The following is a 19,433-nucleotide window of genomic DNA, read 5'->3' on the forward strand; positions in this document are numbered from 1 at the left end:
TTCCCGTCCGGATCGCATCCCTTCGTCCGAACGCCCTAGATCGGCAGGCGCACCTTTCCCGGGCACTTGTAGGGCCGCGTCGGGCGCTGTTCCGCCACTACCTCGCCGAGCTCACCTCCGTCGCCGCCCAGGACGACGCGCGGGAGGAGAGCTTCTATCCGGCGCTCGCTGCCTTCTTCGACGCCTACGCCCGCGAGGCGGGCCTCGCCCAAGTGCGCACCACCGCCCAGCCGAAACCCACCGAGGCCGGGAACCCCGACTTCCGCGTGTGGGACGGCCGCCAGCATATCGTCGGCTACATCGAAGCCAAGCCGCCTACCGTGGAAAACCTTGAACCAGTGGCCGAAACAGAGCAGCTCCGGCGCTACCGCAAGTTCCCCAACCTGATCCTGACCAACTTCTTCGAGTTCCGGCTTTATCGAAACGGGGAACTCGTGGCCAAGGCCCGGTTGGCGCGGCCGTTCATAGCCACTAAGTTGGGCGAGCGGCCTCCCCTGGAACAGGTGGACGAACTCGTGGCACTCCTCGAACAGTTCTTCGCCTTTTCCCTTCCCAGGGTTTACTCTGCGGAGTCACTCGCAGTGGAACTGGCCTGGAGGACACGGTTCTTGCGAGACCAAGTAGTGGCCGAAGAACTCGCCCAGGAACAAGCCAGCGGCGCTGGCCCTCTTTTGGGCTTCTACGAGGCGTTCAACGATTTCCTCATCGCCGGCCTCACATTGGAAAGCTTCGCTGACCTCTACGCTCAAACCATCACTTATGGTCTTTTTGCCGCCCGGGTCCGGGCCGGCGAGGAGTTCAACCGCCGGGCCGCGTTCGACGCCATCCCCCACACCATCGGCGTCCTCCGTGATCTCTTCCGGTTTATCTCCCTGGGGGAGCTTCCTCGCCAGTTGGAGTGCAGCGTAGATGGCATCGCCGAAGTGCTCTCTATGGCTGACGTGCGCGGTATCCTCCACCAGTTCTTCCATGAGGGCAAGGGCGCTGATCCCATCGTCCACTTCTACGAGACTTTTTTGACTAAATACGATCCGGAAGAGCGGGAGCGCCGCGGCGTCTACTACACCCCCGAGCCGGTAGTCTCGTACATCGTCCGCTCCCTTCACCAGATCCTGCAAGGAAAATTCGGGAAAGCCGATGGACTCGCCTCGTCGGGGGTGACCCTTCTTGACCCAGCCGCCGGCACCATGACCTTCGTCGCTCAGGCGGCGAAGCTTGCCGTAGAGGAGTTCGTGGGCAAATACGGTGAAGCCGGCCGGAAAGATTTCATCCGCGACCACATCCTGGAAAACTTCTACGCGTTTGAGCTCATGATGGCCCCCTACGCCGTCGGGCACCTCAAAATGGGATTTTCCCTAGAGGAGCTTGGCTACCAACTCTCCGAGGACGAGCGGTTCAAGCTCTATCTCACCAATTCGCTAGAAATGGAGGAGCTCGCCGAAAGCCAACTCCCGGGTTTTTCCTCCTTGGCCCAGGAATCCCACCAGGCCGGCGCGGTCAAGCGCGAAGTGCCCATCCTGGTGATCCTCGGGAATCCCCCGTATTCCGTCAGTTCGGCCAACAAGTCCGAGTTCATCGAACGAGAGATGGAAGCTTACAAAGAGACTGTACGCGATGAGCGAAACCTCATGCCTCTCTCTGATGACTATGTGAAGTTCATCCGGTTTGCCGAGTGGAAGATCGCCCAAGCCGGCCAAGGCGTAGTGGGCATGATCACCAACCATTCCTACCTTGATAGCCCAACGTTCCGGGGTATGCGTTGGCACTTGATGCAGACGTTCGACGAGATCTACGTGCTTGATCTGCACGGAAACTCTCTCAAGAAGGAGCGCTGCCCCGACGGCTCTCCAGATGAAAACGTGTTCGATATCCGCCAAGGGGTAGCGATCGCCCTTTTCATCTGCAGGGGCACGGCATGCCGTGCCCCGACCCATTCGGCCCGCACGTTCCGTGCCGATCTTTGGGGCTTGCGGGACAAGAAATACGCCTGGCTCTCCGAACACGATTGGCAGAACACTGACTGGCAAGAGGTCCATCCCCGTCCGGAGTTCCACCCATTCGTCCCCCGTGATGAGGCGGAGTTCGAACACTACAGCAAGTTCGCTAAGCTCACCGACATCTTTCCGGTAAATAGCACGGGCATAAAGACCCATCGCGACCACTTCGTATTTGACTCCGACCGCGAGGCGCTCAAGCGCCGCATCCGCACCTTTCTCGATCCCAACCTTCCCGATGAGCTGGTGCGGGAGACGTTCGGCCTCAAGGACACCCATACTTGGACGATGGCCACCAAGCGTAAGCTCCTCCAACAGGATGGGGAGTGGGAGAAGAAAATAGTTCCTTGTCTATATCGACCCTTCGACATCCGTTGGCTCTTTTACCATCCTCATGCCCTTGACCGAAGCCGTGAGGAGGTCATGCGCCACATGCTGGCCGGGGAAAATCTAGCGCTCGTTCTAATGAGGCAAGTTTCACTTGATGAGCCTTATACTCATATGCTCGCAACGAACATGATCGTGGACAACAGAACTTTTGTCAGCGCGAGGGGAATAACTCTCCATTTTCCCCTCTACCTCTACCCCGACCGGCGTGACCTACTCTCAACACATGAGCCCACGGAGCGGCAGCCCAACTTAAATCCCGATGTGGTGGCCGCTCTGGCAGCCGCGTACGGCCAAGAGCCATCGTCCGAAGAAATCTTCTACTACGTCTACGCGGTGCTCTATGCCCCAACCTACCGCGAAAAGTACGCTGAGTTTTTGCGGCTGGACTTTCCCCGGATCCCGTTCACATCCGACTACGAGCTTTTCAAGCAAATGGCCGAGCTGGGAAAGCGCCTTGTGGAACTTCACCTTCTTCAGTCGCCGGAGCTTGATCCGCCCATCGCCCGGTTCCAGGGCGAGGGTGACGGCAAAGTTCAAACTGGCAAGAAGGGCCTCCGCTACGATGCCGAGCGGGAGCGCGTTTACATCAACGAAGGCCAGTACTTCGAGGGTGTACCGCCCGCGGTGTGGGAATATCAGATCGGCGGGTACCAGGTGTGCCAAAAATGGCTCAACGACCGAGCCGATCGCCAACTTTCCCTCGACGACATCCGCACCTACTGCCGCCTCACCACCGCCCTTTCCAAAACCATCGAGACCCAAATTGAGATAGACGGGCTGTACCAAACAGTTGAGAGAAGCCCGTTGCTTGGCAGTAGGAACAAAATGAATGGGGGAGATGTCTGATGGCTAAACAAGACAGCGTTGGCAAAGTGCTCTCGCTCCCGGAAGAACTCAGCGCCGATCAGGTTGAGCACCTCGGGGTGCGCCCCTGAAGCGGGACCACCAGGACGACTAACGACCGACGACCGACCTTCGGGTGTATTCTCCCCTGGGAAGAGAGGAGGGGTGAGGTGAGCACGCAGAACGGCAGGTACAGTTCGGCGTTCAAGTTCCAGGTGGTGTTGGAATCCCTGAAGGCTGAAGGAAAAGGCGGGGAGGCTCAGGTGGCCCGGGCGTACGGGATCCACCCAGTGACGCTGTCCAACTGGAAGAGGCAGTTCCTCCAGCGTGGACCGGAGGTGTTCGGGGGCACAGAGGAGGTCAAGGGGTACGAGAAGAGGATTGCGGATCTGGAGCGGGTAGTCGGCCAGAAGGAAGTGGAGATTGCGCTTCTCACAAATTTCTTGAAGGGGCGCTGACGGTGGACAAGAAGATCGAGCTGGTGGAGGTGCACCGTGGGAAGCACGGGCTCAACCGATGCCTGCGTGCCCTGGGGGTATCGAAGGGGACCTGGCATCGCCACCAGTGCCGTCCGGCAGTGCCCGCAGCGGACGAGAAGCTGAAAGCGGAGGTGCTATCCGTGGTGCGGGAGCATCCGGCGTACGGGTACCGGAGGATCCAGGTCGAGCTGCGGGAGCGGACCGGGGAGCGGGTGAACCACAAGCGGCTGCGGAGGCTGCTTGGCACCTGGGATCTGGCTCTGCCTCGGAAGGTGGCCCGCCCCTGGCCGAGCGGGGTGCGGCAGATCCTCAGGACGGGCCGAGGGAAGCTCGATCTGGTACAGGGAAGGGAGATGGAGCCGCTGGAGGCACTGTCGACGGACTTCACGGAGATCCGGTACGCTGGGGGAACGAAGAAGGCGCACCTGATGGCGATGGTGGATGTGGGGAGTGCGTGGGTGCCGGGGTGGGCGGTGGGGTCCTCGGCAGACCGCAGCCTGGCCCTGCGCTGCTGGGAAACGGTGAAGGAAGCGTTGGCTCACGTCGGCCGGGGAACGGAGGGGGTGATCGTGCACCACGACCACGACGCGGTGTACACAAGCTACGACTGGTTGCAGACGCTCCTCATCCGGGACCGAGCGCGGGTGTCCTACGCTGAGCGGGGTGCGCGGGACAACCCGTGGATCGAGTCGTTGTGGGGCCACTTCAAGGTGGAGAACGGTTCACTCCTCTCCGAGGCGGCGACCCTGGAGGAGCTGGAGTGGGTCATTGACCGGCAGATGCTGTACTACAACCAGGAACGGCGGCACTCGGGACTTGGCTACCGAGCGCCGATGGCGTACCTGGAAGACGAGGGGATCCACCCAAAGGTCTTAGTCGAAATCGGCCCTCGAAGTGGTTCCGTTTTAGGGGCGCAGGTCCCCTCGGTGCTGCTGTCCTCGCTGCTGGTGGTCTATTTGTGGAGAAGAACATCACCGAGAAAGCAGCCAACCGGGAAGTACATGAAATAGACGCGTTCGGCACTGCATGGAAAGAAGGACGTCTCTACCGTGTGCTAGTCGAGGCTAAGTCTGGAGGAGGGGGGACGCGCGACTTGTTCGCCCTACTTGGGAGGAAGGTGTATCTAGACGCAGGTCTTGCTGTTCTACTTCACTCAACCCAGGAAAACCCGGAAGAGAAAGACCTGTTGCTGGCTCGTTTCGAGAAACGAGGCCATGCGGTGAAATCTTGTAGCGTCGACGATATTTCCAGTCCCCAACTGATCGCCAAGCTTTGCGAAGTCGACAATAGAACCGTCTCTGAGCGCATGAATATGATTCACAGCCTGCAAACTTGGCGATATGCATTCTGGACGGAGCGGGCCTTGTTGCATCATCTTACCCGTGAGGCTAAGTCCCTTGGTGACCGTGTGTCAAACTTGCTCACTGCTCGGAAGTTGCTTGAGAGGCTCAATGAGTGCTTTTTCCTTTTCGATTGCCGGGATCAAGCCCGACATTTATATGACTTCTACTCTAAACACCCTAAGTTGACGGTACAGATGATCGAGGAGCGACGGAAAATGGCTCCTGGAGATGAACTCAGGAGGCTATCGGCCGAGGAAGCCTTCAAAGCGTGCGTGTATGATGGCAGGGTTCCGGAAGTTCAGGCTTGCATGTACTTGGAGCATAGGGCTCGTTGTCTCCTGTTGAAGGCCGCAGTGGACATGGCCATGATTGCGAGAGTGCCAACAACGGGCTTCACCCTTATGGATAAGCTTGTTCCGCCTTCCTTCACGTCGTTTGCAGCACAGGTTGCTAGAATTCCCGATCCGGAGAGGCTTCCGCAGCTCTGGCAAGCATACATTCTCGGTTGGGGTGGCTTTATTGTCACAGCCAGAGCGGAAGAGGAGTACGAGTACATTGGCCTCGAGGCAGGGCTCAAACCCGAGCAGGTACACGTGGGCTTGAAGGCGTTTGACAAGCTGTTCCCCGTAGATGGGCGGGCCTGGCATTATAAGCAGGATGACAATACCGGGATAACCCTTCTGAAGATGGTGCCAAACGTCTTCCGATGGCTTGGCGTCCAAAGACGGCGCTGGATCTACGGTGACAAGGAATTCTTCAGAGGCCTTCCGTCCTTAGGTCGTGAAGACTGCGTGAAATGGGCCACATGTGGGTACGAATTACTGAGCGCTGATATTCAGCAGGCCCGAGCCTGAGATGAAACCGCCAACAGGTCTACCAATCGCGGAATTGCAACCTATACCACGACACATTGGAGGCTTCGATTGATCACTGTGATACTGTAACAAGTACACGGGCTGGAAGCGCGGGGTCAGACCTTCATTTTCAGGCTGGTGCTTAGCTGGGAGACGATAGGGAGAAGTCATCTAGCCCTACGCGAGACCGGGGGAGCCCTGTCGCCTGACGACATCAGCTAGGCTCCCGAATCAGTTGATCTCAAGATCCTAAAAGTAAAGGTCTGACCCCCCGACTCGGCCTAGATGGGCACTAGGCCTAGGCTGATCTTGAGGGCTTCATCCACCTTCTCCATCGTCTGTGAGGTGAGTTCACCCCAGTGCTCAATCAGCCTCCGCTTATCGATCGTGCGGATCTGGTTGAGCAGGATGACCGAATCCCGCTTCAGCCCACCCTCTTGAGCTTGCACGCGCACCTCGGTTGGGTATTCCTTGGGCCCGCCGGCCGTAGTGATGGCGGCTACGATCACCACTGGGCTATACTCATTGGCCACATCGTTCTGGATGATCACGACGGGCCGTGTCTTACCCTGCTCCGAGCCGACGACAGGGTCTAGATTGGTGAGCCAGATGTCGCCGCGCCTATATTTGGGCAAGCCATTCTCCTCTCAGGGTTCAATCTGGTCCGAGACTTCTTGCTCGGCAGCGAAGAACACTTCTGCCAGCTCACGATCTTGGGCCGCACGGGCCAGATACTGCTCCTTGAGGCGCTCTCGGAGCTGTGCCCGCTCCTCCTCGGCCAGGCGGGCCGCGGCCGCCTCGGCAACATACTGGCTGAGCTTGCGCTCCGGGACGCGGGCCCGTAGCTTGGCCCACAACTCCTCAGGCAAGGTCAGGTTCACCTTGCGCTTGGCCATTTTCATACCTCCTTATGGAGGCATAATTTATACGCCCATGGGGCGTATTGTCAAGCCAAACAGTTAGTCTTCGAGCATGGGAGTGAGGCGGTGCGGATGGTCGCAGCATGACATCAAGGGTTTGGTGAACCTTCCGACTGGGCCGCCTCACGCCTCGATCCCGAGGGCGACCCGCAGGAGCCAGCCAATCAGGAACGACAAAAGCGCCACTCCCATGCTGATGGCCACCATCTCCACCAGGGTCCTCCGGTACCCAAGGTCCCGCACCACCGCCATGAAGAAGGTGAAGGCGGCGATCACCACCAGCGCGTCGGCCAGGGCCAACCCCAGGGCGGCGTAGGGGCTTGAGAACAGGAAGAACGGGAACACCAACAGGATCACGGTGAACACATAGGCGACCCCGGTGTAGAGGGCCGCCCGCAGGGGCGCTTTCGGTCCCCGTTCGGACTTGGCGGACAGGTACTCCGAGGCCGCCATGGAGAGCGATGCCGCCACCCCGGTAATCAGCCCGGACAGCCCCACCAGGCGCGAGCTCTGCAGGGCGAAGGTGAACCCGGCCAGGGCCCCGGTCAGCTCCACCAAGGCATCGTTGACCCCCAACACCATGGAGCTCAGGTAGCCCAGCCGTTCCTCGTCGATCAGCTCAACCAGGCTCGCCTCGTGTCCGGTCTCGTCGGCCATGATCCTCTCCAGTTCCGGGATCTTCCCGGCCACCTCGGCATAGGCACCCTCGGCCCCCCGCTCCCCTGCCTCCATGAGCTTGATGGCGAACGTGAGGCCGAATACCCGGGCGGCAAGGCGGTACAGGAAGATGCGCCACCGGCGGGGCTTCACCTCCCGGTGGGTGTAGCTGGCCAGGGACCGGTAGTGCCCCAGCTCCTCCTCGGCCAGCCGCTCCAGGACCGCGGCATTCTGCCCCTCGGCCAGCCGGGCGAGCCCCCGGTACACGTGGTGCTCGGTGATTTCGTTCCGCTGGAAGACCACCAGCTTCTCAACTAGCGATGGGTCGAGCATGGGACGGATTCTAAAGCACGGCAGGCAGAGGGTGAAGTCCCACCGCGTGACGTGGGCAAAGAAGACGACCCCCGACCGCAGGAGCCCGCCGTCCAGGGGTCGTTCACCGCTTCGCGATCAGGCGGTCGCGCCGTTCACCTCCCCGTGCCCGTCATGTAGAACGGGTAGAGACAGCACGGGTCACAGCACGGATCGCAACACGGCCCACAGGTCGGAATCGGAGAGAGCTTCAGGTGGATATTGCAAATGGGGACTCCACAGGGTTTGGACGGCCGCGTGCAGAGAAGAGAGCGGCAATCCGCCCTGTCCACAAGCTTAATGTAGGTCTGCACGTCACCTTGATCGGTGGTGCTCACCACGATCCGGTAGAACCCCGCCGCCGCTTGGCTCCCCGCGGAGGTCTTCTGGTCCCACACGATCTTCGTATCCACGCTCACCGGGTTGGGATAGGTGTGCTCGTACACCACGCCCCCCAGAAACGCTTCCACCCTCCACCCGCTGATCTGGGTTGTGATCGGACAGCAACAGGAGCAGAGCCGGCCTTGCGGGACGATCACCTCGATGAGAATCGCCTCCCCCAACCAGAACCCCTCGTAACAGGAGGGCTCAGGGGAAGGAGAAGGGCAACATGGGGGCGGAGGGCAACACGAAGGCGGAGGACAACAGGACTGCCCCCACGCCAGCCCGGCCCCCAGCACCAGGACCGCCGCAATCATGACCGCCACCCGCTTCATAGGACCACCTCCGCGGCATTGTACAGCGGCGCGGTGTCGCCGCCTGACCCTCGCCCACCGGACCGCGCGGATAGGCTGCCAGCCACTCCTCCGGTAGGATTGGGGCCATGGCCGTGGAGATGAGTCGGGACAGGTTCGAGCGGCTGGTGCAGGACGCCCTGGCCGAGCTCCCCCCGGAGTTCCAGCGGTACCTGAATGGCCTCGAGGTGCGGGTCGAGGACTACCCGGACGACGAGCTGATGGCGGAGTGGGGCCTCGTCCCCCCCGACTACCCGTTTGGGATGTACGAGGGGCCATCGCTCCCTGACGTGGACACGCCGCGCGACTTCCCGGGGACGATCGTCCTCTACCAGCGCCCGCTCGAGACGTGGTGCCACAACGTGGCCGAACTCCGCGATCAGGTGCGACGGACGGTGTACCACGAGCTCGGGCACCGATTTGGGTTCTCCGACGAGGGGATGCTCGACGAGCTCCGCGGTGGGGCGGGCACACCCTGGTCGGAGGGTGCACGCCAGGCGGAGGCCGAGCGCCACCTTCGTCAGGCGGAGCACGACCTGGGGGCAGCCGAAGCACTGCTCGCGGCGGGGAGCCTCGACTGGGCGCTCGATGCCGCCCTCGTCGCCGCCGACCGCAGCCTGCGGGCCCTCCTCCTCTCTCGCGGAGAGGACCCGGAGGCGATCGCCCACGATGGGATCCCCGACCTCCTCGCCCGCGCTGTCCGCCACGTCCCCGAGCTGCGCTCGCTTCGGCCCCTCCTCCGCTTAGATGGGATCGCGCTCGACATGGGCGACGCCGGCGCCCCACCCCCGGCGGAACGGGTCCGACCGCGGACCGCGCACGATGCGGTGGCCTATGCGCGAGAGCTTCTCGCGGCGGCCCGCCACGCGCGGGGGGGAGGATGAACGAGCGGCTCGCCCCCCTCCGCTGGGAGGGATCCCCCGACGAGGCTCGATCCCATGGGGCCTCGGGCTGAACGTCGCCACTTCCATAGCTCCCCTCGCAGGATGTGCGGGAATACGAGGCCCGGGCTCCTCGTAGTGCGCCGAGTTCGCGGTGAGCGACGCGCGAGATACATGGCAAAACGCCCCCTCACCCATCCTCTCCCCCAGAGGGGAAGAGGGATTGCGGGTGAGGGGGAGGCTGAGGGGAGAGCAGCTCCCTATCCTGCTAGGATCGGTGAGCGCGATCCTCACACCACTCCGCGCCGCCCGCTGGCAAGGGGAGAAAGGAGAGGATGGGGGTACAATCCTGGCCTATGGCCGCGGTTCGTCCGACCAAGCGTCGCGAGACAGTCCAGGCGATCTTCCCTGATGAGCGGGCGTTCGAGGGACCAGCGGGAACCGCACTCGCCGATTTCGTCCAGGCGGCATACCCCGATCCCCGGGTCCCGGCGATGGCCGCGATCGTCGGCGGCGAGCTTCGTGAGTTATCGTTCCCGCTTCGCGAGGACGCCTCAGTCCAGCCGGTGTTCCTCACCGACTCGGAGGGAATCCGCATCTACACCCGCTCGTTGAGCTTCCTCCTCGCGGGCGCGGTCCACACCCTGTTCCCGGAGGCGCGCCTGATCATCGACCACTCCGCACCGTTCGGGGGGTACTACTGCCGGGTGGTCCAGCGCCCGCTCTTCACCGCGGATGAACTGGAGCGGATCGAAGCGCACATGCGCGCCCTCGTCCGGGCGAACGTCCCCATCGTCCGGGAGGAGGTCCCCCTCGCGGAGGCCCAGGCCCGGCTCCGGGCGCGGGGCCTCTCCAACAAGGCCGACCTCCTCGCCCAGGGGGCAAGCGGGGAGACGATCCCCCTCTATCGGCTCGGCCAATTCGAGGACTACCTGTTCGGGCCGATGGTCCCTTCCACCGGCCTCCTTTCCCAGTTCGCCCTCACCCCCTATCCGCGCGGGTTCGTCCTCCGCTTCCCCCGCCGGGAGAGGCCGAACGAGCTCGCCCCGGCCGAGGATTACTCCGCGCTCCTCCAGGTGTTCGAGGAGTACGGACATTGGCTCGAGCTTCTTGGTGTGTACGACGCGTACACGGTCAACGAGGCGGTTCGCACCGGCCGCATGACGGAGGTGATCCTCGTCTCGGAGGCCTTTCACGATCAGCGGATCGCGCAGATCGCTGCCACGATCGCCCGCCACCCCTCCGCCCCGCGGCTGATCCTCATCGCCGGCCCGACTTCGTCGGGCAAGACGACGTTCACCAAGCGGCTGGCGGTCCAGCTTCTCGCCCTCGGCCTCCGACCGTACCCGGTGTCCATGGACGACTACTTCCTGTCCCGCGACGAGATGGCCCGCCGCGGCCTCACCGATTTCGACGACATCTCGGCGGTCGAGGTGCCCCTCTTCCAGCGCCAGATGGAGGACCTGTTGGCGGGGAAGGCGGTGCGGCTGCCACGGTTCGAGTTCGCCACGGGGCGACGCGAGACGGGGAGCGAGCTCAAGCTGGAGGAGGATGGGATCCTCCTCGTAGAGGGGCTGCACTGCCTGAACCCTGGACTCCTCCCCTCGGGGCTGGAGGAACAGTCGTTCCGCATCTACGCCTCCGCCCTCACCCAGCTCAACCTCGACGACCACGTGCGGATGTCCACCACCGACAACCGCCTCCTGCGGCGCGTGGTGCGGGACGCCGCCTACCGCGGCTACACCGCCGAGAACACGCTGCGGATGTGGGACAACGTGCGGCGGGGCGAGAAGCGGTTCGTGTTCCCCCACCAGGGGCGGGCCGATGTCATGTTCAACTCCGCCCTCGTCTACGAGTGGAACGTCCTCCGGCCCCGCGCGGAGCCGCTCCTCCTCCAGGTGCGGCACCCCCGGTTGCGGCTGAGGGCGGAGCGGCTCCTGGAGGAACTGCGCTGGTACGCCCCCTACCCGGGGGACGAGGTCCCGGCGACGTCCATCCTCCGCGAGTTCATCGGGGGAGGGATCCTCGCCGCGTACTACCCGAGCCCGTTCGAGCGGGCCAGCTGGAGGAGAGGACCATGACGGAGATCGCCCCCTGGAAGCGATTCGACGAGGTTCAGGAGCAGGTCTTGCACGGCGACGGGGCGTTCCTGGTCGCGATGGACAGGGACGGTCGCCCGAACGCGATGACGATCGGGTGGCTCCAGCTCGGGACGGTGTGGGGACGGCCGGTCTGCCTCGTCCTCGTCCGGCCGTCGCGTTACACCCACGGCTGTATCGAACACAGCGGGGCGTTCACGGTGAACGTGCCCTTGGGGACGATGGCAAAAGAACTCGCGTTCTGCGGGGGCCGCTCCGGACGGGACACCGACAAGTTCGCCGAGCTCGGACTACGGACCATACCCGGGAAGAAGGTCCCCTTGCCCGTTCTCGCGGGATGCGCCGTGGCGTACGAGTGCCGGGTCGTAGCCCAGGCAAAGCTCCTCCCGGAGGGGATCCGCGACGCGGGGATCCGCGCCAAGTACTACCCCCGGGGCGACTTCCACACCCTGTTCTTCGGGGAGATCGCCGCCGCGTGGGAGATCGCTCCCTGACGGCCTCGTCATCGCCAGGGGATGAACTCCCCCCATCCCAGCTGGGCGAGGAGCTCCCCGTCCCGCACGAGCCACTCTCCCCGCGAGAGGACGCCCACGATCCGGCCCCGCACCGGGAACCCTTGGTAGGGCGAGAAGTCCGTGGCCATGTGGAGCTTCCCCGCCTCGATCGTCGAGGAGCCGTGGGGATCCACAAGGACAAGGTCAGCATCCGCACCGACCCGGATCCCCCCCTTCCGCGGCCAGAGCCCGAACGCCCGTGCCGGCCCCTCGCCGAGGTACCAGGCGACGTCGCGGAGGGTGATCCGGCCTTGCGCCACGCCCTCCGAGTAGAGGAGGGGAAGGAGGGTCTCCACCCCAGGGAGGCCGGACGGAAGCTGGGTCGGCTCGTCCCGCCACGCGTCCTTCTGCGCGTTCGTGAACGGGCAGTGGTCGGTGGACACCGCCTGCAACCCGCGGCGGGCAACGGCCCGCCACAGGGCGTCCCGGTCCGCTGCGGTGCGGAGCGGAGGAGTCACGGAGAACCGGTGGCCATCCGGCCGCGCGTAGACGGCCTCGTCGAGGAGGAGGTAGTGGGGGCAGGTCTCGCCCACGAGCGGGGCTCCCGCCCACCGGGCCGCCTGCAGGGCGACAAGGCCCTGGGCCGTGGAGACGTGGGCGATGTAGGTCGGGCAGCCCGTATCCCGAGCGAGGATCCCCACCTCGGCGATCGCCACCTCCTCCGCGAGCGGTGGCCGCGCTCGGGGGAATGGGCCGCCGTGGGGATCCACGAGCTCCTCGGCCTCGGCGTGGACCATCGCCACGCCCCCAAGCTTTCGAATCGCCACCATCGCGTCGCGTAGGATCCCAAGCGGGGTCCGCCGGCCGCTCGCCGCGTAGGCGAGGAAGAACTTGAACGACCGGACCCCGAGCTCCGCCGCCGCGGCAAGTTCGTCCCCGCGGTCTGGGGTCCACCCCACCATCTCCGCCCGGAGGGCGAAGTCCACCACCGCCTCCCGGGCCTGAGCGAGCCGCCGCTCGATCTGGTCAGGAAGGGGTACCCCAGGTTCGCCGACCGTGAAATCGAGCACGGTCGTCACCCCCCCGGCCGCGGCGGCGCGGGTCCCCGACGCGAAGTCGTCGGCGGAGCGGGTGCCCGCTACGGGAAGGGAGAGGTGGACATGGGCATCGATCGCCCCGGGGAGGACGAGGAGGCCCTGCGCCGAGACCGTCTCACAACGGGCAGGGACTCTCCCCACCCCCGCGATCCGGCCCCCCCGAACGAGGACAGCGGCCTCCCGCACGCCCCGGGGCGTGACGACCTTCCCGCCGACGACCGCGAAGCCGTCCACGGGGGCACGATAGCCCGCCGGGGGGCGGGCGGCAACGGGGGCTACAATCAGCGCGATGGCCAAGCCCAACCTCCTCGACCTCGCCTACCCCGACCTCGCCGCCGAGCTTGCAGCGTGGGGCGAGCCTGCGTACCGGGCGGACCAGGTGTGGGGCTGGGCCTGGGGGGAGCTCGCCACGGACTTCGGGGCGATGACGAACCTCCCTCGGGATCTGCGCGCGCGGCTCGGCGAGGCATTCACCCTGGCCGGCCCGGTTCCGATCGCCCGCCAGGGCGACGGGGAGGGGACAGAGAAGGTCCTCCTCTCCCTCCGCGATGGACAGGCGATCGAGGCGGTGCTCATCCGGGAGGATGGCCGGCGCACGGTGTGCATCTCCACCCAGGTCGGGTGCCCGGTGGGGTGCCCGTTTTGCGCCACGGGGAGGATGGGCTACGTGCGGGACCTCACCGCGGGGGAGATCGCGTCCCAGGTCCTCCACTTCGCCCGCGAACTCCGCGGCGCGGGGGAGCGGGTGACCCATGTCGTGGTGATGGGGATGGGCGAGCCCCTGCTCAACTACGACGCCACCCTCCAGGCGCTCCGCAACCTGAACGACCCGCGCGGGTTCGCCCTCGGGGCGCGGAGGGTCACGGTCTCCACCGTCGGGGTCGTGCCGGGGATCGTCCGCCTCGCGGGGGAGGGGCTGCAGGTAAACCTCGCCGTCTCCCTTCACGCCCCCACCGACGCACTGCGCCGCGAGCTCGTTCCGCTCGCGGAGCGGTGGCCGCTCGCGGACGTCCTCGCCGCCGCTGACCGCTACGCCTCCGCCACCGGGCGGCGGGTTTCCTACGAATACGTCCTCCTCCGCGGCGTCAACGACCGGCTTGACCACGCGCGCGGTCTGGCGCGCCTCCTCCGGGGGAGGCTCGCCCATGTGAACCTCATTCCGTTCAACCCAGCTCCAGGCCTCCCGTACCAGCCGCCCGATCCGGACGCGGTGGACGCGTTCCGCCGGGAACTCGTCCTCCACAGCGTGGACGCGACCGTGCGCCGCTCCCGTGGGGTCGCGATCGAAGCCGGCTGCGGCCAACTCCGCGGCCAACGTGCTGATGGGGCACTCGAACAACCCAGCTAGAATGCCCCCCTTCCTTGGAGGTCCTTCAGGAGAGCAGCTAGGGCAGAATCGTGAGGCCGACCACGAACCCGCGCCGACTGTGGAGGGAGAGGTACAGCCTCCAGCCGGAGCCCTCTACGCCGAACCCCGCGCCCCCCGTGAGGTGAACGTCGGCCCTCGTCTCGGGTTCGATGTCCACCAGCGGAGCGAGGGCCGCGGAGGGCGACCACGGCGGCACCCATGCCATCTCCTGGAGGGAAACCCCGACCAGGACGACAAATCCAGCGCGACCAACCGGCAGCCAGCCAGCGATGTACCCCTCAACCTCCGGCCCCCCCGCGAACCACCCCCCGGGCCCCGGCTCACTCAGGTCGGGGAGGGGCGGCGCCAGCTGGAACGAGATGCCGAACCCGAACCCCTCGAGCCAGAGGTCTGTCGAGATGGAGCGGGTGGTCAGGCCCACGGCGAGGCCGAACCCGACCGCCGATAGCTCCGCGTCCACCGTCCACGAGGGAGGGGAGACGGGGGGCCACAGGGAAGGCCGGGCAGGGGAGAGACTCACGACGAGGGAGACCTCTTCCCCATCCCCTACCACGAGGTCCACGGACTTCGCTTCGTAGCCATCCTTCTCGACCTGAACGCGGATCCGCCCCGGGGCAACGCTGGTGGACAGGGGCGACGTACCGACGTAGGTCCCGCCCACCCACACCGCGGCCCCGCTCGGGCTCGTCGCCACGGAGAGGGTGGCCTGGGGCCGATGTACGCGGTAGGAGGCCCACGCCGTGCCCCACGTCCCAGGCAGGAGCGCGGTGATCTGGGACGCGAACGCAGCTGGGTTCGTGTACACGAGGAATGCGTCCGCCTCGAACGCCTTCGCCTCGTAGAACGAAAGGGGGGAAGCGCTCGCCACGAGCTGGAGGTACTCGATCCCTTCGGGCGCGGTGACCCGGAGGACCCACCCCTGCGTGGGGAGGGTATGGGTCCCCGCTGGAAACAGCGGGTCCTGGAGAAAGCGGTTCGGGACGAGGAGTTTCACCTTCCCGTCCGCGGTCAGGTTGTAGAGGTAGACGTAGGCGTCGTGGTTGAGGGTGAACGTGAGCCGGAGAGGATCGCCAGGGGCGTAGGTCGCCTTGTCGGTCTTCACGGAGACGACGATCGGGGGCTCGTCGGGGACGGGGATGATCCCCTGCGGAAGGACGGGCGCTTCCCCGAACGCAAGGAGCCCGAACGCGAGCAGGGCCACCCACGCCGCGAGGAGCTTCGCCTTCATCGGGGCATCACCTCCGACCGGATCTACACCTCGTCCGGGGGACCGGTTCGCTGGCCTTGGCCTCCCGCGGCGAGGGCCTTCCGCAGGGCGCGCAGCGGCAGAAGGGCGCAGGAGAGGCGCGTCCTGACGACGCCCCCAAGGGCGGAGAGGAGGTCCTCATCCTGCATCCTCTCCACCTCGGCCACGGGCTTCCCCACGATGAGCTCGGTGAGGAGGGACGCCGCGGCCTGAGAGATCGCGCACCCCTCGCCGCTGAATCGGGCATCGGCGATCGTCCCCCCCTCCACCCGGATCTCCAGCCGCACGACGTCCCCGCACAGGGGATTCGCCTCGATCGCGGAACCGGTGGCGTCGGGGAGGCGCCCCTTGTGGCGGGGGTGGCGCCAGTGGTCGAGGATGACCTCCTCGTACCCGGTCATCGCAGCGCCTCCCAAACCCGATCGAGGGCGGCGAGGAACCGCTCCACTTCGTCAGGCGTGGTGTACACATAGAACGACGCCCGGCACGAGGCGGGGATCCCGAACCGGCGGTGGAGCGGCTGGGCGCAGTGATGCCCGGCACGGATCGCGATCCCCTCCTGATCGAGGAGGGTCGCCACGTCGTGGGGGTGGATCCCGGCGACGGAGAACGAGACAAGCGACCCCCGCAGTGCCGGATCGCGGGGCCCGTACACGGTCACATAGGGCCGGCCGAGGAGCCCGTCCAGGGCGAGCGCGGTCAGCTCCTCCCCGTGGCGGCGGACCTCGTCCATCCCGATCGCCCGCAGGTAGTCCGCCGCCGCGCCGAGCCCGATCGCCTGGGCGATGGGGGGGGTCCCCCCCTCGAACCGGGCCGGCGGACTATCCCACGTCGCCCAGTTGAGCCACACCTCGCGCACCATCTCCCCCCCGGTGAGGAGGGGAGGGAGCTCGGAAAGGAGGTCATTCCGCCCCCACAGGATGCCGATCCCGGTCGGGCCGAGCATCTTGTGCCCGGAGAACGCGACGAGATCGGCCCCCAGTTCGCGGACGTCCACCGGCAGGTGGGGCACGGACTGGGCAGCGTCCACGACCACCCTTGTCCCCGCCCGATGAGCCTCCGCCGCGACCTCCGCCACCGGGTTCACCGTCCCCAGGACATTCGACACGTGCGCAAGGGCGAGGACCTTCGTCCGCGGGGAGAGCTTCCTCCGCAGGTCGTCCCGGTCCAGCTCCCCGTCCTGGGTCACGGCAGCCGCGCGGAGGTGCGCTCCCTGCCGGCGGGCCATCTCCTGCCACGGGAGGAGGTTCGCGTGGTGCTCCATCTCCGTCACCAGGACCTCGTCCCCCGGATCAACGTACGTCTCGCCGAGCCCCCACGCCGCGAGGTTGAGGGCCTCCGTCGTCCCGCGGGTGAACACGACCTCGTCCGGCCTCGCCCCGATGAACGACGCAACCTTGGCCCGCGCCCCCTCGTAAAGATCGGTCGCCTCGGCGGCGAGCTCGTACACGCCGCGCCGCACGTTGGCGTAGGACTTCCGGTAGAAGTCGGCCTCGGCCTCGATCACCGCGCCCGGCTTCATGCTCGTGGCGGCGGAATCGAGGTACACGAGGGGCTTCCCATGCTCGTGGCGGCGGAGGATCGGGAAGTCGTCCCGGATGCGCTCGTCCATCACCCGATCGCCCTCTCGAAGCTCATCTCGAGGAGTCCCTTCAGCTCGACCGAGTATTCCAAGGGGATCTCCTTCAAGATCGGGGACACAAACCCATTCACGATGAGGCTCATCGCCTGGGCCTCGGACAGCCCGCGGCTCATCAGGTAGAAGAGCTGATCCTGGGATACCCGGCCCACCGTGGCCTCGTGCCCCAGCTCCACATCGTCCGTCTCCGCGTTGAGGGTGGGGATCGTCTCCGTCCGCGCGTCCGGGGTGAGCAGGAGCGTCGAGCACTCGACGTGGGCCTTCGCCCCCCGGGCGAGGGGGGAGACGTGGACCGTGCCCCGGAACACGGACTTCCCATTCCCCTGAACGACGGACCGCGAGATGAGCCGCGACGTTGTGTCCGGCGCGCGGTGAAGGGCCCGGGCACCGCTATCGAGCCACATCCCGTCCTGGGAGAACGTGAACGCGAGGTTCTCCGTGCGCGCCCCGGGGCCGAGGAGGACCGTCGTTGGGTAGAGCATCGTCACCTTGCTCCCGAGCGACGCCGATACCCAGTCCACCGCCGCCCCGGCATGGGCCAGCGCCCGCTTGTTGTTCAGGTTGTACACGTTCTTCGACCAGTTCTGGATGGTCGTGAACCGAACCTTCGCCCCCTCCTTGGCGAAGATCTCCACCATCCCCGAGTGGAGCGCGGACCGCGCGTACCGGGGAGCGGAACAGCCCTCGATGTAGTGGACCGACGACCCGGGCTCGGCGACGATGAGGGTGTGCTCGAACTGGCCGACGGCCTCGGTCTGCATCCGGTAGTAGGCTTGCAGCGGGACGGCCACCTCCACCCCCGGCGGGATCCAGATGAACGTGCCCCCGCTCCACACCGCGCCGTGGAGGGCGGCGAACTTGTTGTCCTCGGGGGGGATAACCTTCATGAAGTACCCCTCGACCCACGGGTACTCGCGGACCGCGGTGTCCATGCTCGTGAAGATGACCCCTTGGGCGCGGACCGTGTCGAGGAGGGACCGGTACACGACCTCGGAGTCGACCTGGGCCCCCAGCCCGGCGAGAGCCTTCTGCTCCGCCTCGGGAAGGCGCAGGGCGGCGAACGTGCGGCGGATCTCGTCGGGAAGATCCTCCCAGCGTTTGACGGGGTCCACCGGGCGGGCGTAGTAGGCGAGGTCAGAGAAGTCGAGCTCGGAAAGATCGGGACCGAATCGGGGCAGAGGCGCTCTCCCGAACACCTCTAGGCAGCGCGCGCGGTGGGCCCTCATCCAGGCGGGCTCGTTCTTCTCCGCCGACAGCCCGTCCACGAATTCCCGGGTCAGGGCGTTCATCCGCGCACCACCTCGAACCCCTCCTCCCCGATCCTCCGCGCCAGCTCGGGCCCCCCTCGCTCCACGATCCGGCCCCCGTCGAGGATGAATACCTCCGCGGGCGGGACGTGGTCGAGGATCCGCGGGTAGTGGGTGATGATGAGAACCGCTGCCCCGCCGTCAGCCAGGTCGCGGATCGCGCCCGCGATGAGGCGCAATGCATCCACATCCACCCCCGAGTCCGGCTCGTCGAGGAGGGCGACCTTCGGCTTGAGGAGGTACAGCTGGAGGAGCTCCGCCCTCTTCTTCTCCCCCCCGGAGAACCCGACGTTCAGCTCGCGACCATCGAACGCCTCCATCCTCAGGCGGGCGATCGCCTGAGGGTAGTTGCGCTGGAATTCACAGAACCCCTGCCCCCGCTCGGCGCACGCCAGACGCAGGAACTCCCGCAGCGACACCCCTTCGATCTCCGGCGGGTACTGGAACGCGAGGAACAACCCCCGCCGGGCGCGCTCGAACGGGGGCAGGGAGAGGAGGTCCTCCCCCTCAAGCCGGGCCCGACCGCCCGTCACCTCGTACCCCGGCCCCCCCGCCAGGCTGAGGGCGAGGGTGGACTTCCCTGAACCGTTGGGGCCCATCAGGGCGTGGACCCGGCCCGGCTCGAGGGCGAGGTCCACCCCCTGCAGGATCGGCTTCCCCTCCACCGATACGTGAAGATCGTCTACAACCAGAACGGGCATACGAAACATGAGGCTACCCCCCGTGCGGAAGGGCC

Annotated in this window: 18 protein-coding genes; 8 read left to right on the forward strand and 10 right to left on the reverse strand. The window is 65.8% G+C overall.

Going from position 1 to position 19,433, the window contains the following annotated elements; genetic code table 11:
- Window positions 1–212 precede the first annotated feature (212 nt).
- The 4 genes from BARAN1_RS06135 to BARAN1_RS06150 all read left to right on the forward strand — a co-directional run bounded on the left by BARAN1_RS06135 (window position 213) and on the right by BARAN1_RS06150 (window position 5,903).
- Entirely contained in the window at window positions 213–3,230 is a 3,018-nt protein-coding gene (locus BARAN1_RS06135) for a type ISP restriction/modification enzyme (protein WP_231944258.1), read from the forward strand.
- 167 nt (window positions 3,231–3,397) lie between these two features.
- Window positions 3,398–3,685, forward strand: coding sequence for a transposase (locus BARAN1_RS06140; RefSeq protein ID WP_122030501.1), 288 nt, complete (start codon window positions 3,398–3,400; stop codon window positions 3,683–3,685).
- 2 nt (window positions 3,686–3,687) lie between these two features.
- Entirely contained in the window at window positions 3,688–4,716 is a 1,029-nt protein-coding gene (locus BARAN1_RS06145; protein WP_157959535.1) for a DDE-type integrase/transposase/recombinase, read from the forward strand.
- Window positions 4,665–5,903 (forward strand): hypothetical protein, encoded by a 1,239-nt coding sequence (locus tag BARAN1_RS06150; protein WP_157959536.1) that lies wholly within the window; start codon window positions 4,665–4,667, stop codon window positions 5,901–5,903. Before BARAN1_RS06145 ends, BARAN1_RS06150 begins: the two co-directional genes overlap by 52 nt.
- 281 nt (window positions 5,904–6,184) lie before the next feature.
- On the opposite strand, the gene BARAN1_RS06155 is transcribed toward BARAN1_RS06150, so the two are convergent.
- The 4 genes from BARAN1_RS06155 to BARAN1_RS06170 form a co-directional block, all read right to left on the reverse strand.
- Window positions 6,185–6,538, reverse strand: coding sequence for a type II toxin-antitoxin system PemK/MazF family toxin (locus BARAN1_RS06155; RefSeq protein WP_122031668.1), 354 nt, complete (start codon window positions 6,536–6,538; stop codon window positions 6,185–6,187).
- A gap of 12 nt (window positions 6,539–6,550) precedes the next feature.
- Window positions 6,551–6,799: a hypothetical protein gene (locus BARAN1_RS06160; protein ID WP_157959537.1), complete on the reverse strand. Its 249-nt coding sequence runs from the start codon at window positions 6,797–6,799 to the stop codon at window positions 6,551–6,553.
- A gap of 147 nt (window positions 6,800–6,946) precedes the next feature.
- Window positions 6,947–7,813 carry a VIT1/CCC1 transporter family protein gene (locus tag BARAN1_RS06165; protein WP_122031670.1) on the reverse strand — a complete coding sequence of 289 codons (867 nt, stop codon included), beginning with the start codon at window positions 7,811–7,813 and terminating at the stop codon, window positions 6,947–6,949.
- A 134-nt stretch (window positions 7,814–7,947) separates the two neighbouring features.
- Window positions 7,948–8,394 (reverse strand): T9SS type B sorting domain-containing protein, encoded by a 447-nt coding sequence (locus tag BARAN1_RS06170; protein ID WP_122031671.1) that lies wholly within the window; start codon window positions 8,392–8,394, stop codon window positions 7,948–7,950.
- A 260-nt stretch (window positions 8,395–8,654) separates the two neighbouring features.
- Between BARAN1_RS06170 and BARAN1_RS06175 the strand changes: the two genes are divergently transcribed.
- The 3 genes from BARAN1_RS06175 (at window position 8,655) to BARAN1_RS06185 (ending at window position 12,039) form a co-directional block, all read left to right on the forward strand.
- Window positions 8,655–9,449, forward strand: a complete 795-nt coding sequence (locus BARAN1_RS06175; RefSeq protein WP_122031672.1) for a metallopeptidase family protein — start codon at window positions 8,655–8,657, stop codon at window positions 9,447–9,449.
- 353 nt (window positions 9,450–9,802) lie between these two features.
- Window positions 9,803–11,527: a nucleoside kinase gene (locus BARAN1_RS06180; RefSeq protein ID WP_122031673.1), complete on the forward strand. Its 1,725-nt coding sequence runs from the start codon at window positions 9,803–9,805 to the stop codon at window positions 11,525–11,527.
- Complete coding sequence (locus BARAN1_RS06185) at window positions 11,524–12,039, forward strand: flavin reductase family protein (RefSeq protein ID WP_122031674.1); 516 nt, start codon at window positions 11,524–11,526, stop codon at window positions 12,037–12,039. Before BARAN1_RS06180 ends, BARAN1_RS06185 begins: the two co-directional genes overlap by 4 nt.
- 8 nt (window positions 12,040–12,047) lie before the next feature.
- Here the strand turns inward: BARAN1_RS06185 and BARAN1_RS06190 are convergent, their stop codons facing one another.
- Window positions 12,048–13,433, reverse strand: coding sequence for an amidohydrolase family protein (locus BARAN1_RS06190; RefSeq protein WP_157959538.1), 1,386 nt, complete (start codon window positions 13,431–13,433; stop codon window positions 12,048–12,050).
- Between BARAN1_RS06190 and rlmN the strand changes: the two genes are divergently transcribed.
- Window positions 13,426–14,484, forward strand: a complete 1,059-nt coding sequence (rlmN, locus tag BARAN1_RS06195) for a dual-specificity RNA methyltransferase RlmN (RefSeq protein WP_122031676.1) — start codon at window positions 13,426–13,428, stop codon at window positions 14,482–14,484. The two genes, BARAN1_RS06190 and rlmN, sit on opposite strands and share 8 nt — an antisense overlap.
- Before the next feature lie 37 nt (window positions 14,485–14,521).
- Here rlmN and BARAN1_RS06200 read toward each other — a convergent pair whose 3' ends face one another.
- The 5 genes from BARAN1_RS06200 to sufC are packed head-to-tail and all read right to left on the reverse strand — an operon-like array spanning window position 14,522 to window position 19,398.
- Window positions 14,522–15,733 (reverse strand): DUF4384 domain-containing protein, encoded by a 1,212-nt coding sequence (locus tag BARAN1_RS06200; RefSeq protein ID WP_122031677.1) that lies wholly within the window; start codon window positions 15,731–15,733, stop codon window positions 14,522–14,524.
- Between the two features lie 23 nt (window positions 15,734–15,756).
- Window positions 15,757–16,152 (reverse strand): Fe-S cluster assembly sulfur transfer protein SufU, encoded by a 396-nt coding sequence (gene sufU / locus BARAN1_RS06205; RefSeq protein WP_122031678.1) that lies wholly within the window; start codon window positions 16,150–16,152, stop codon window positions 15,757–15,759.
- The gene (locus BARAN1_RS06210; RefSeq protein ID WP_122031679.1) at window positions 16,149–17,363 is read right to left on the reverse strand and encodes a cysteine desulfurase; all 1,215 of its coding nucleotides are present in this window, start codon (window positions 17,361–17,363) and stop codon (window positions 16,149–16,151) included. Before BARAN1_RS06210 ends, sufU begins: the two co-directional genes overlap by 4 nt.
- Complete coding sequence (sufB, locus tag BARAN1_RS06215; protein WP_122031680.1) at window positions 17,363–18,679, reverse strand: Fe-S cluster assembly protein SufB; 1,317 nt, start codon at window positions 18,677–18,679, stop codon at window positions 17,363–17,365. The genes BARAN1_RS06210 and sufB overlap by 1 nt, the downstream gene beginning before the upstream one ends.
- The gene (gene sufC / locus BARAN1_RS06220) at window positions 18,676–19,398 is read right to left on the reverse strand and encodes a Fe-S cluster assembly ATPase SufC (RefSeq protein WP_122031681.1); all 723 of its coding nucleotides are present in this window, start codon (window positions 19,396–19,398) and stop codon (window positions 18,676–18,678) included. Before sufC ends, sufB begins: the two co-directional genes overlap by 4 nt.
- Window positions 19,399–19,433: the final 35 nt, after the last annotated feature.

It is taken from the genome of Candidatus Bipolaricaulis anaerobius (assembly GCF_900465355.1).
GTDB lineage: Bacteria > Bipolaricaulota > Bipolaricaulia > Bipolaricaulales > Bipolaricaulaceae > Bipolaricaulis > Bipolaricaulis anaerobius.

What these genes read in the sequence shown, in the direction of transcription:
- BARAN1_RS06160 (WP_157959537.1), bottom strand. Translation starts at nt 6,799, where the DNA reads ATGGCCAAGCGCAAGGTGAACCTGACCTTGCCTGAGGAGTTGTGGGCC.
- BARAN1_RS06165 (WP_122031670.1), bottom strand. Translation starts at nt 7,813, where the DNA reads ATGCTCGACCCATCGCTAGTTGAGAAGCTGGTGGTCTTCCAGCGGAAC.
- BARAN1_RS06175 (WP_122031672.1), top strand. Translation starts at nt 8,655, where the DNA reads ATGGCCGTGGAGATGAGTCGGGACAGGTTCGAGCGGCTGGTGCAGGAC.
- BARAN1_RS06180 (WP_122031673.1), top strand. Translation starts at nt 9,803, where the DNA reads ATGGCCGCGGTTCGTCCGACCAAGCGTCGCGAGACAGTCCAGGCGATC.
- BARAN1_RS06185 (WP_122031674.1), top strand. Translation starts at nt 11,524, where the DNA reads ATGACGGAGATCGCCCCCTGGAAGCGATTCGACGAGGTTCAGGAGCAG.
- rlmN (WP_122031676.1), top strand. Translation starts at nt 13,426, where the DNA reads ATGGCCAAGCCCAACCTCCTCGACCTCGCCTACCCCGACCTCGCCGCC.
- BARAN1_RS06200 (WP_122031677.1), bottom strand. Translation starts at nt 15,733, where the DNA reads ATGAAGGCGAAGCTCCTCGCGGCGTGGGTGGCCCTGCTCGCGTTCGGG.
- sufU (WP_122031678.1), bottom strand. Translation starts at nt 16,152, where the DNA reads ATGACCGGGTACGAGGAGGTCATCCTCGACCACTGGCGCCACCCCCGC.
- BARAN1_RS06210 (WP_122031679.1), bottom strand. Translation starts at nt 17,363, where the DNA reads ATGGACGAGCGCATCCGGGACGACTTCCCGATCCTCCGCCGCCACGAG.
- sufB (WP_122031680.1), bottom strand. Translation starts at nt 18,679, where the DNA reads ATGAACGCCCTGACCCGGGAATTCGTGGACGGGCTGTCGGCGGAGAAG.
- sufC (WP_122031681.1), bottom strand. Translation starts at nt 19,398, where the DNA reads ATGCCCGTTCTGGTTGTAGACGATCTTCACGTATCGGTGGAGGGGAAG.